Annotated in this window: 16 protein-coding genes; 4 read left to right on the top strand and 12 right to left on the bottom strand. The window is 64.3% G+C overall.

Going from position 1 to position 10,840, the window contains the following annotated elements; translation table 11 throughout:
* Nucleotides 1–370 precede the first annotated feature (370 nt).
* From Q0C17_RS17245 to Q0C17_RS17235, 3 genes are read left to right on the top strand one after another with little or no spacing between them, the layout of a single operon-like run.
* Nucleotides 371–817, top strand: a complete 447-nt coding sequence (locus Q0C17_RS17245) for a hypothetical protein (RefSeq protein WP_291209055.1) — start codon at nucleotides 371–373, stop codon at nucleotides 815–817.
* A gap of 34 nt (nucleotides 818–851) precedes the next feature.
* Nucleotides 852–1,463 (top strand): hypothetical protein, encoded by a 612-nt coding sequence (locus Q0C17_RS17240; RefSeq protein ID WP_291209053.1) that lies wholly within the window; start codon nucleotides 852–854, stop codon nucleotides 1,461–1,463.
* Entirely contained in the window at nucleotides 1,460–1,714 is a 255-nt protein-coding gene (locus Q0C17_RS17235; RefSeq protein ID WP_291209051.1) for a hypothetical protein, read from the top strand. The genes Q0C17_RS17240 and Q0C17_RS17235 overlap by 4 nt, the downstream gene beginning before the upstream one ends.
* Here the strand turns inward: Q0C17_RS17235 and Q0C17_RS17230 are convergent.
* From Q0C17_RS17230 to Q0C17_RS17185, 10 genes are all read right to left on the bottom strand, one after another.
* Nucleotides 1,706–2,356: an SOS response-associated peptidase gene (locus Q0C17_RS17230; RefSeq protein ID WP_291209049.1), complete on the bottom strand. Its 651-nt coding sequence runs from the start codon at nucleotides 2,354–2,356 to the stop codon at nucleotides 1,706–1,708. The genes Q0C17_RS17235 and Q0C17_RS17230 overlap by 9 nt on opposite strands.
* Nucleotides 2,357–2,361: 5 nt before the next feature.
* The gene (locus Q0C17_RS17225; RefSeq protein ID WP_291209048.1) at nucleotides 2,362–2,637 is read right to left on the bottom strand and encodes a hypothetical protein; all 276 of its coding nucleotides are present in this window, start codon (nucleotides 2,635–2,637) and stop codon (nucleotides 2,362–2,364) included.
* 242 nt (nucleotides 2,638–2,879) lie between these two features.
* Complete coding sequence (locus Q0C17_RS17220) at nucleotides 2,880–3,722, bottom strand: DNA adenine methylase (protein ID WP_291209047.1); 843 nt, start codon at nucleotides 3,720–3,722, stop codon at nucleotides 2,880–2,882.
* A gap of 225 nt (nucleotides 3,723–3,947) precedes the next feature.
* Nucleotides 3,948–4,358 carry a hypothetical protein gene (locus Q0C17_RS17215; RefSeq protein WP_291209046.1) on the bottom strand — a complete coding sequence of 137 codons (411 nt, stop codon included), beginning with the start codon at nucleotides 4,356–4,358 and terminating at the stop codon, nucleotides 3,948–3,950.
* On the bottom strand, nucleotides 4,358–4,624 hold the full coding sequence (locus tag Q0C17_RS17210) for a hypothetical protein (protein ID WP_291209044.1): 267 nt from the start codon (nucleotides 4,622–4,624) through the stop codon (nucleotides 4,358–4,360). The genes Q0C17_RS17215 and Q0C17_RS17210 overlap by 1 nt, the downstream gene beginning before the upstream one ends.
* Nucleotides 4,621–4,875, bottom strand: a complete 255-nt coding sequence (locus Q0C17_RS17205; protein ID WP_291209042.1) for a hypothetical protein — start codon at nucleotides 4,873–4,875, stop codon at nucleotides 4,621–4,623. Before Q0C17_RS17205 ends, Q0C17_RS17210 begins: the two co-directional genes overlap by 4 nt.
* Nucleotides 4,876–5,514: a hypothetical protein gene (locus Q0C17_RS17200; protein WP_291209041.1), complete on the bottom strand. Its 639-nt coding sequence runs from the start codon at nucleotides 5,512–5,514 to the stop codon at nucleotides 4,876–4,878.
* A 52-nt stretch (nucleotides 5,515–5,566) separates the two neighbouring features.
* Nucleotides 5,567–5,890 carry a hypothetical protein gene (locus Q0C17_RS17195; protein WP_291209040.1) on the bottom strand — a complete coding sequence of 108 codons (324 nt, stop codon included), beginning with the start codon at nucleotides 5,888–5,890 and terminating at the stop codon, nucleotides 5,567–5,569.
* A gap of 93 nt (nucleotides 5,891–5,983) precedes the next feature.
* Nucleotides 5,984–6,721 carry a peptidoglycan-binding domain-containing protein gene (locus Q0C17_RS17190; RefSeq protein ID WP_291209039.1) on the bottom strand — a complete coding sequence of 246 codons (738 nt, stop codon included), beginning with the start codon at nucleotides 6,719–6,721 and terminating at the stop codon, nucleotides 5,984–5,986.
* A gap of 29 nt (nucleotides 6,722–6,750) precedes the next feature.
* Nucleotides 6,751–7,245 (bottom strand): CHAP domain-containing protein, encoded by a 495-nt coding sequence (locus Q0C17_RS17185; RefSeq protein ID WP_291209038.1) that lies wholly within the window; start codon nucleotides 7,243–7,245, stop codon nucleotides 6,751–6,753.
* Between the two features lie 149 nt (nucleotides 7,246–7,394).
* On the opposite strand from Q0C17_RS17185, the gene Q0C17_RS17180 reads away from it, so the two are divergent.
* Nucleotides 7,395–8,117: a class I SAM-dependent methyltransferase gene (locus Q0C17_RS17180; protein ID WP_291209036.1), complete on the top strand. Its 723-nt coding sequence runs from the start codon at nucleotides 7,395–7,397 to the stop codon at nucleotides 8,115–8,117.
* Here the strand turns inward: Q0C17_RS17180 and Q0C17_RS17175 are convergent, their stop codons facing one another.
* Both Q0C17_RS17175 and Q0C17_RS17170 read right to left on the bottom strand, forming a co-directional pair.
* Nucleotides 8,118–8,681, bottom strand: coding sequence for a hypothetical protein (locus Q0C17_RS17175; RefSeq protein WP_291209034.1), 564 nt, complete (start codon nucleotides 8,679–8,681; stop codon nucleotides 8,118–8,120).
* Nucleotides 8,681–10,810 carry a hypothetical protein gene (locus Q0C17_RS17170; RefSeq protein WP_291209032.1) on the bottom strand — a complete coding sequence of 710 codons (2,130 nt, stop codon included), beginning with the start codon at nucleotides 10,808–10,810 and terminating at the stop codon, nucleotides 8,681–8,683. The genes Q0C17_RS17175 and Q0C17_RS17170 overlap by 1 nt, the downstream gene beginning before the upstream one ends.
* Between the last annotated feature and the right edge of the window lie 30 nt (nucleotides 10,811–10,840).

The raw sequence follows: 10,840 nt of genomic DNA, 5'->3' as shown, positions 1-10,840 counted from the left end.
TCGCAGATGTTCAGGTTCGGGTCGAAGATCTGAAAATGCTCGGCGACCGGAGGCTCATTCCAGGCATGCCGGTTGAGGTCTATATCGAGACCGAGCAGCGGACCGCGGCGTCCTATCTTATCAAGCCGTTCGCAGATCAGGTGAGCCGCGCGTTCCGTGAGGAATAGCCGACGCCACGACCCGGCGCCCGATCGGCAGGCTTCAGCGCTGTCGCTCTTGCTGCAGCCGCAGATCGCCTTCCGCTAAGTCATTGAAATTGATGGTAGCGAGGGGGCGCTACAGCCTTATACCCCGACAGGTAATCCGCTTCCGGCTGGTCGCCTGAAGCCGCTCACTTGCAATCCGGGCCGTCGCCCCGGAAGATCGCCGGATGAAGACGATCGTTTCCCTCATCTTTGTGCTCGCGCCGACGCATGTCATGGCTCAACCACCCGTGAGCCAGGAAGAGACTTATGCCGAGGTCGGACGGCGGCTCGAACAGATCCAGCGGGAGCTTTTGGGCTCTGAGGCCGGGGCAGGGTTCCTCGTCGAGGGCAAAGCCCATGCTGAGCCGGGAACCGTTGGCGAAGGACGCGGCCCGGCCACGGGCAGCGGACCGGAAGAAAAGAATGGACGCAGTGCGCAAGCTTCTGCGGATCTGCATGTCGACTACAGCATTCGAAATGCCATGAAGATAGCCAGCGAGACTGCCAAGTGGTTGAATGGCAATCCTTACCTCCGCATTTCCGGCTTTACGGTCGAAATCGGTTTTCCGCCCTCGGCCACGTTCCAGTTTGAAGTGCCGCCCCCTCAGCCGATAGCCGCCACTGCACCCTGACGGAACGAATCGCCGTCCAGCGGACTCGACTCGCATGCTGTGGCGTAACACGCCGGCGCCGCGCGGCGGCCGCCGGTTCCCCGAGGGCTTCATAGAGCCCTGCAAGCCGACCCTCACCGCCAAGGTGCCTGCCGGGCCGGACTGGATTCACGAACTGAAATATGACGGGTATCGCCTCATCTGCCGGAAGCAAGGCGACCAGGTGAAGATCTGGACGCGGCCGGGAAACGAGCGCGCGTCCGAGTTCACCGGCATCGCGGCGGGCCTGGCGCGGATCCCGCACGACTTCGTCATCGATGGCGAGGGCGCCTGCATCGAGGGCGAGAACTGCAATTTCCATGCGCTGCGATCGCGCGCCGGCAAGGCGCGCGCCACGCTCATGGCATTCGATCTCCTGGCGCTGGACGGCGAGGATCTGCGCGAGCGGCCGTGCGAGGAACGCCGCGCCCGGCTGGGCGAGATTGTCGCCGCAATGCCGGGGATCGCCTTCAGCGAGGCCGTCTCCGGCGATGACGGCCAGCTGCTTTACGAGCACGCCTGCCGCGCGGGCCTTGAAGGCGTCGTCTCGAAGAAACGGGCCAGCCGCTATCGTTCGGGGCCAAGCCAGGTCTGGCGAAAGACCTTGTGCAAGGAGTACAGCCGATGACACCAGCCGAAGCGATGGAACGGGTTTATCTGGCCGTCCGGCGGCTGCAGGCCCTGATGCGCGCGAAGATCGATCCGGAAGGCTCAATGACCCCGGAACAGTTTGAGGACCGCGCCCTTGCGGTCATCGACGACGGCGAACTGAACGACGCCTTGGAGGCGCTCCATGCCGAAGGCTTCGACGCCGACACGCTCGAAATCGACCCCGAAGAACCGTTCGAGCCGGATTGGGATCGGCAGTCCCTACACTAGCACCGGCGCATCCTGCTTTGCACCACGCGCGACGATCGTCAGCGCGTCATCTGGCAACGGCCGCTGCAGGGCCTTGGCCTCATCCCACGGGGCGCGCATCCAGACGTCGCGCTCTTCCTCGCTTGTGAGGATCACCGGCATCGCTTTCGGATGAATCGGTCCGACGACGGCATTGGGCTCCGTCGTCAGGAAGCCGAACAGGTCCGTCGTCTCTTTGCCGATCTTGACCTTGCGCACGCTGCTCCATTGCGGTGTCCAGATGCCGGCGAAGAACGCGAGCGGCCGCTCGTCGGAAAACGCAAACCAGATATCGCCGCCCTCGGCCTTGTTGAATTCCGAGAACGATGTGAAGGGCACCAGGCAGCGGCTTTCGGGCTTCAGCCAGCGCCGCCAGTGCGGCGACGAGGTGTTGCGGATGTTCGTCACGCCGGGATCCCGGTTCTTGATGAAAGCCGGCGGCGACGGCATGCCCCAGCGGGCCATGACGAGGGCGCGGCCGTCCGGCTCATTGACGACGATCGGGGCGGGATAGTCGGGAAAGATGCCGGGCAGGGGCGGCAGGTTGCCGGTCCGGTCGTGCATCGCGCGGGCGAGATCGCGGATGGCCTTCTGGCCCTTGGTCTGGCTGTAGAGATTGCACACGGAAACTACCCCGTCATGAGCCGCGTCACGGGCTCGGCCGGTGCCGAATAACTCAGCACGATATCGCGCCGCTTGCACCTTGGGCACATCACTACGGCGGACAGGCGGTCGAGCGGAAAGCCCGGCCCGCGCGTCACCAGGAGCGTGCGCAGATCCAGCTCGGCCTTCCAGCCGCATTGATGGCGCCGCGTCTTCAGCCCGTCGCGCCGCCGGTCGGGGCATTTGGCGGAAATCCGCCAGCCCTCCTGCCACAGCTGCCCCAGGGTCTCGATATCGGCCATGAGAACATAGCTAGAACAAATCGGGGCGGCCCGGCAAGGGAAGCCCGAACGCAAAAAGGCCCCGCCGCCGGCGGGAAGCCGGGGCGGGGCAAGGCAAGGGAGGAAACGCCAGAGCGGCAGACCTGCAAATTTGCAGGTCTGCCGATCGAGGCAGCAGCAACAAAAGAGTCGCCACCTACGCACCAAACAGACGGGCCGGAGACCCGCCTTCGCCCGGCGCCGCGGAGACGCCGCCGGGGAACTCAGCCGAAAAGATCGGGCGCCGGATCCTGCCGCGCCTGGCCGCGCGGATGGATCAGCACTTCCTTCGCCTCTTGGGCGTCGTCGCCGCCGCCGACCGTGTAGGTCACGTCCAGCTCCTCGAACGCGAAGGCGGCGAAGCATTCCCGCACGCCGGGGCAGTCGTTCAGCGACAGCAGGAACGTGCCCTCGATCGAGGCCAGCAGCGCGGCCATGTGATTGAAGTCCGAGCGCCGGAACATCGCCGGACCATAGTCGCGCTCGCAGCCCCAATAGGGCGGATCGAGATAGAACAGCGTGCCGGGCCGGTCATAGCGACGGATCAGCTCGTCGAACGGCAGGTGCTCGATGACGACGCCGGCGAGACGTTCGTGAACCGCCTCAAGAAGGGGACCGAGCTTCGTCACATCGAACCGGCCGGGGCCGGTCGGCGTCATGCCGAAATTGCGGCCCGCCACCTTTCCGCCGAACGCCGTGCGCTGCAGATAGAGGAAGCGCGCGGCGCGTTCGAGATCCGTCAGCGTGACCGGATCCGTCGCGGCCAGGCGCTCGAACTCCTGGCGGGAGGTCAGCTGGAATTTCAGCATCTCCAGAAACGCCACGTAATGACGCTGCAGCACGCGGAACAGCGTGGCGACATCGGACGACAGGTCGTTGATGACCTCGGTCTTCGGCGCCATCCGCCGGCGCAGGAACACGCCGCCCATGCCGATGAAGGGCTCGATATAGGCGTCGTGCGGGATCCGCTCGATGCGCTGGATGATGGCTTCGGCCAGCTGCTTCTTCCCGCCGATATAGGGCGCGACGGGATGCGCCGGCGACACGCGCCGGACCTCAATGTCCATTTGAGAATGCCTTAAGGATATCGGTCCACCCTGCCGGTGCTCGCGCGAGCGGCGACGGGGCGGCGTTATCCTAGATGTCGTCGTGCGGGGTCTCGGCCGCCAAGCTTGGCCCCGTAGGCGGGTTTCCAGCCCGCCCCCTGTCACCGGCTCACGGCATGGCCAGGACCGTCACGAAAAGCGCCGCGAGCGACAGCAGCACGCAGCACGGCCAGAACATGCAGCGCGTCATCGGCCGCGCTTCAGATCGTTCACGGCCGCCTCGACGGATCTGATCAGCGCGCCCTGCAGCGCGAGATCCTGCGACACCTTGCTCAGGTTTTTGAAAATGGTGTCCAGCTTGCCCGTCAGGCTCCGGAAGTCTTCCATCTCGACATAGTGCTTGGCGGCATAGAGCTTCGCCTCGCTGATCGTTTCGCCGAACAGCAGGATCTGGCTGCGCAGCACGCCCAGCATCGCGTCGACCTCCTTCTGCGTCTTCTCGCGCCGTTCGTTCTCTGCGTCGCGATCGCGCTCCAGCTGGGCAACGCGCGAGGTCAGCTGACCAACGGAGATGAACGCCTTTCCTATTGCCACCGTGCCGGCGATGACGACGCCGATGCCCGAGATCCAGATCGCGGTGTTCGCCGATTCCTGCATTAGTTCGCGCCCTTCCGGCATGCCCGCGCCTCGGCGCGCAGTTTGATGTGTTCGAGGAACTGCCGCTGTACGGACGGCAGATGCGGGATGGTTTCGACCTCGCGGGCGAGTTCGTCGCGGAAGCTGCGGCTCCATTCCGTCTCGCGCGGGCAGACGACCTGCACCGCCGGTGTCGGGGGCGGCAGCGGTGCGGCTTCCTTTCGGGCGTCGAGGAGCGCGGACCCAGCGAGCAGCAGCGCACCGATCAGTTCGGGCGGTATGGTCATATCTCGCCCTCGTGACGAAGGGCCTCGATCGCTTCGGCCATCGACTGCGGCGCGTGCGCCGCGGCGTCCTTCATGCGCTGCTCGGCCTCGGCCGCCACCTTGGCGCCGGCGGCGAGGGTCTCGGCGCGGCCGAGCTGCTGGGCTTTGCGCGCGAGCAGCCAGTCGCCGAACATGTCGCGCAGCACGCGCCCGAACGCGGAGGCAAATGCCCCCGCGATCGGACCCGCGAAAAGGGTTCCGAGGAACCCCATTCAGATCACGCCGATAGTGCGCGCCGCGCGAACCGCCTGGGCCGGATCGACATCGACATCGGCGTCGAGGTTGAGACGCGCCGCCAGCTTCTCGGCCACAGCCTTCGGACCGCCGACCCATTTGATCAGGAAGCCCGGTCCGTACTGCAGGGCGAAGACCAGCGCCTGGTTGAGGACGCTCTGGCCCTGTGCGGAATCCACGATCGGCTTGTCCGCGAGGGTGCCAGCGACCCGGTTGATACCGAACCGGATGGCGTTCGCCGCGATCTGCTCCCAGCGCGCGGTCACCAGAATGGCGTAGAGCTGGCCCGGCAGGAGTCGTATGCCGAATGCAATGAACACCAGAACGATTTCCTCGATATAGCCGCCGAGCCAGGTCACGAGATCTCCCCAGCTGCGGATCTCGTCGGGATTCGGGATCGTGCTCTCGGCCTCGACAGGCACGGGCTCGACCAGTGGGCCTTCAGCCTGGGCGAGGCGGAAGGCATCGCCGACACGATCCTGCGTCTTGACGATGGCGGTCGCGCCGCCCTCCCAGCTGACGACGCGAAGGTCTTCGGCGTCCGCCGTCACGGCGGCGGCGGCGGCTACAGTCAGGCACAGCACGGCCGCAGCCGCGCACGCAAGTTTGCGAAGCATCTTGTTCTCCGGAGTGTAGGGACAAATGCGCGGAACCGCCGCGCGGCGGTCTTCAGACCGAAGGCGGATTCCAGTGAGTGCTTCCGGTCAAACTTTCGCGAATGGCCTCGCGCACGGTAATCTGGACAGCGCGGGTGCGCTTCGCGGGTGAATCCCAGGCACGCACGAAGAGATTGTCGACGTGCAGCGCCACGGCGGCGGAAATCTCATTCAGGCCTTCATCCGTCGTCGGCTTTTGCATGGCCGCCACCTGAGACTTCAATTCGCCGACCTGCTGGTACAGGGAGGTGATCTGGTCGCTCGCATCGGCGTCGTTCATGCGGACAATGCGCTCGTGCTCGGCGAGCGATATGGTCTTGCGTTTGAAAATGGACAAATCAGCCTCCGAAAATTGTGCACCGCAAAGCCTCGGCGACGAGCGCGGCGGCGCCGAGGAAACAGAGCAGGGCGAGGGCACGTGTCTGCGTCATTACGCGGCCTTCAGGTGCGGATCCGCGATCAGCATCTCGCGCGTCAGGGCGCCGACCTTGCCGTCCGCGACGAGGCCATGATCGCGCTGGAAGGCCATGACGGCCTTCTCGGTCTGCTCGCCGAACCATCCGTCGATCGTGCCTGGGTCATAGCCGTGACGCGCGAGAATCCGCTGCAGATCGTCGACCGCGTCATCGTAGCTCTTCGACACCTTGAGCAGACGGCCGGGCAGGGCGAAGTCGTCGGAGTCGGCCGCGGCGAATCCGCCGGCCACGAACTTGGGCACGGTCGGCGTCATGGTCGGGGCCGGACGCCCGCGCGCATCGAGCTGCAGAACGTTGCGATAGTCGAACACCGGGCAGGCCTTCGCCGCCACCTCGCAATGGCCGTGATGCGTCACGCCGTTGGTGTAGGCCCGGTCGATCTGCTCGCGCAGATCACGCGCGAAGTTGTACTGCGCGGTCGTGAACTTCGCCTTCTCCAATCCATGCAGCGTGACGGCGATCGCGGCGGCATTGTGCCCGGCCTGCGCGGCAGGCGTCAGCTCCAGGTTACGGCCGTAGGATCCGGAGCCGTCCTTGTGGCCCATGATGTGATAGCCGATGTCCGACCAGCCGCGCTGCCGGTGCATCTCGCGGATGGCCGCGATGTTGTCGTGATGGGCGTGGTCGGTGGCGGTGCAATGCCAGAAGACGCGCGTCACTTTGCGCTTCGGCTTGATGAAGACGAAGGTCATCTCACTCTCCAGAATGTAGGGACGGAAGTTCAGCCTGGACGGCGCCAGGCATAGATGCGGCCGACGCTGTACTGGCCCTTGGCGACCTTGCCGCCGCGGCTGTTGCCGGAGATCAGGACCGCCTTGCCGTTGGGCGCCCATTCGACGAAATAGCCGACATGCCCGCCGCGCTTGCCGCGCCGCATGACGGCGATGTCGCCGCGCCGGACTTCGCTGCGCGCGATCTTGCGGCCGTACCTGTCGTACGATCGTGCGAGGTTGGAGCCGGTGCCTTTGCGGCCGACCTTCTTCTCCATCAGGCCGATGAAGTTCGCGCACCAGAGGCGCCGCATCTTCGTGGGGTTGGTGCCGATATACCGCTCGGCCAGTGCGACGACATCGCCGCCACGGGGAGGGGCGCTGCGCGCCTTGCTGGCCTTGGCGGGCGCGGCGAGGCCGGGCACGAGCGGATGCGCCCCGGCGGGCAGTGCGGCGAAGGAAACGGCACAGGCAAGCGCCAGCGCCGCGACGATGCGGTTCTGCATGGAAGTCCCCCAAAGGATTCAGGACAAAGGAAGAGCCGGATCCGGAACCTCGGATTGCCCGGCGGCGAAGATTCTACGAGCGCACGTTGTTCTTGACCGGCGATTCAACCGCCCGGTAGGGTGCCCCAGAAGGTCAGGGAGATAGGCCGATGTGGGCGCTCAATAAGCACAAGGACTCCGATTATTGGACCCGTAAGGGCGCCGAGATCGAAGAGGCCGCCAGAGCGGCGGCTGCCGGCGCGCAGCTTGTCGTCTCTGAGCAGAACGGCGTCCGAATTGCGCGATATGAACGCGACGGCAGGCCCGATTATGAGGCGTACCGCCGCGTGCAAAGCGAGGGAAATCGCCTGAAGCTGCAGCACGTATTTACGAACGGGCGCATGATCCGGCAGATCGCAAGGCATGCCCGCCGACGTGTGTCAGGTGGGGTCCATTCGGTCCTCTGTCACGGTTCCCGCAACGGCGCCGAGCTGCGCTGGTTTGCCGAGCAGTTTCCGAACGCCGAAGTTCTCGGCACAGATATTGCCGAAACCGCGTCGCAGTTCCCGAACACGATCCAGTGGGACTTCCACGACATACGGGACGATTGGCGCGGCAAGTGGAACGTCGTCTATACGAACTCATGGGACCATGCGATGGAGCCGGAGCGGGCCTTTCGCGCCTGGGCGGAGAGCCTTGCTCCCGGCGGAATTCTCTACCTCGAACACGGCAGTGGTCACGACGTGGATGGCACGAACGCTCTTGATCTCTTCGGAGCAAGCCGCGCCAAACTTCGCGACATGGTGGTTGAAGCCACAGGCCTCAAGCCGCTCATGACCGTGGGCCTTCTGAGCAAAACGCGCAAAGCCCTGCCGTTCCGCCGTGAGGCGTGATCAGATCGACGCCATCTCCGAACAAATGGCTGCGAACGCCTCGGAAAGAGCCTTCGCGCCTTTCGCGTTCAAACGAACGTCCTTTGTGACACTACGCAGATATTGCTTACGCTGGGTCACGGCTTCCATTTTCTCACGATTAGCCTCCTCGGACGCACGCAAGAAGGCAACGTCCAGATCTTGAAGCAGCGGAGCGCGAACCTGACGAAGCCGTTCCACGACGATATTCTTCGCCTTGGCGAGGTCTATCGCCACCGCCCGGCTCCTCAATGTCCATGCGTCTCGAAATTCTCGATCTGCGGGCAGGTCGGCACAGCGCACGAAGACGACGTCAACAGCGCCGGCCGGCACATCCTTCTTGGCGATGCGCGCCAGGAATTCTTGTTCGGTTTCGGCGTACTTCGCACCTCCGTCTGCCACGGCCTTTGCCATGCTGGACGGATGGGTGAACTTGGCGAACGCGGGCATGATCTGTCCATCGACCTCGATCAGGCGCGCGTTGTCGGCGGGATGCAATACAGACAGTGCGCCGCCGCCGTCCGTATATACAATGCAATGGTCCATCACTGTTCTCCGAAGGCTGCGAAGGTGTAACCGTCCTCAGGATCGGTAGGAACCGTTCCGGATCCAGCGGAAATCCGCACCTGCGCATAGTTCGCCGTGAAGTCGCCGTGATCCATGATGGTCCAGTGTCTCACCGCTCCGATCACGCCATGAACAGCCGAGTAGTCTTCCGATGTGAACGGGACAGCGAAGTTCAGCCTGACGATGCCTGATGCCTGATCCCCGACGCTGCTGATGTTGTAGCCCGCCGCCAAGGTCGGCGATCCCGCGCCGAGGACTTTCGCCCATGCCTTCGCCGCACTGGGATGGAATTGCTGAACGGCCGGCGTAACGCCAACAAGATTTGACGAGGCCGCGAGCTGATCGGCCTTTACCGCCGCAACAAATCCACCGCCGCTTCCGCCGCCGCCGCCAATTGCTCGCCACCGCGCGCTGGTGGCGTCGTATTCAAGGATCACGCTCTGGTCCGGCTGAATCAGCAAATCGGCGTTGAGGGCTAGACGGTTTGCTGCGATCGAGGAGGCGCTTTCGTCCTTCAGCGTGATGTTGCTGATGCTGATGTTGTGGAACACGATCTGGCGGCCATCGGTGCCCCCGGCGAGACCCGTCAGCTCGATGTTCGTCGTTGCGTCCTGCCGGATACGAGCAGCCGTAGAGAGCCCCGTCGGATTGTAATCGTTGGTGTTCGCCGAAAGGGCCGTGGGCGAAATATCACCTGTGAGCGCGAGCGCGCCGGACATGGTGAAATTGCGAACGCCCGACGTGTCGCCGCTGTCGTTCACCGTGACCGAAGAGCTCTGCTGACCCCCGGTTGTTCCGTCGTGCCGCACAAGCCGGCTGTCGGTTGTTACGTTCGGGAAGCCGAGCAGCGTCCGCACGGTCGGCGCGTCTGCATAGATTGGATCGAAATACGTCTTCAGGGTCGCCTTGATATTCGCCCAAGTCAGCTTCTTCAGGATCCCGGAATCCGCGCTGTCCCCGAGGCCGACGACATCCGCATCGACTGGCGTGGTTTTCGCTGCACATGCCGCAAGGGCGGCGCCGAGCGTGACGCCGGTCAGCAGGTCGCTGTAATCCGCCTTCAGCCAGTTAGCCGCGTACACGGTGGTTGAGGGTGCGTCGGCCAGCGCGATGAGGCGGTCGTCGACAGAGAACGCAACGCCGCCGACGGTTCCAGCAACCTCAACGATCCAACTGTCGCCAGCGATAACAGCTCCGGCCGTTCCGCCGCCGCCGGTCGACGGAAAGATCCCGGACGACGCGTCCCACGCTCCGCGCAGTACAACTACAGCATCGAGGTCAGCTACCCGGTTTCGGATAAAGTCCAGATCAGTGGCCGCCGAGACCGTGACGTACTGCAACTTGTCTCCGGCCTGATCGAGCGCAGCCTCTACATCCTCCGCGCCAGGAAAGGCGGCATGCCCGGAATAGCTGACCTGATCGGCTTGGCCAGGCCCGGCGGGCGAGAAATGAAGCGCGAGCTGTTCGCCACCGAAAAGATCGCCGCCCTTGTCGATGAGAACGACCGGCACCTTACGGCGGGTTCCAACCGCCTCGACGTCACCAGTGATGATCAGCTCGCGCCAAACCAGCGGGTTGCCATCGATCTGAATTCGCAGATAGCCCTTGCAATTCAGGGCTCCGATGTCGTCCCAGCTATCAATCGTCGGGCCGATGGGATCGCCTTCGACATTCACATTGCTGAGATACAGCCAGCCAGTATCATCGATGTCCACGAGCGATGCGGAGAACCGCAATCCGCCTTCGTCCGGATCGGCATCTTCCGTCTCTGGATCGAACAACATCAACGTTCCGCCGGTGATGCCGTCGAGGAAGTCGAGCTCGGCCGCCGTGCCTATTGGCTCGTATTTCCACTCGACTTCGTAGGTCTCGCCCTCGATCACCTTCCACGCTTTGATGCGGTAAGCCCCTCCCCGAGCGTGGAATCCGGCCAGCGCGTCCGCTCCGACCTGGAACGGGTTGTCCATCCCGTTGAGGCCTTGGCGGTCCGAATAGATGTTCGCAAGCCGCGTCAGGTTATCTTCGCGGCGGACCTCGACGAACGCATCCGGCATGATCTCATTGAGAATGTCCGTAATCGTCCGCTGCCACCGCCCGAGCGTTGCCATGCCTTGCCTCGATTGTTCGTGAATACGTAC

Origin of the sequence: Hyphomonas sp., assembly GCF_022844445.1 — a bacterium.
In the GTDB taxonomy this organism is placed as follows: Bacteria; Pseudomonadota; Alphaproteobacteria; order Caulobacterales; family Hyphomonadaceae; genus Hyphomonas.
This window is presented reverse-complemented; position numbering and strand designations above follow the sequence as displayed.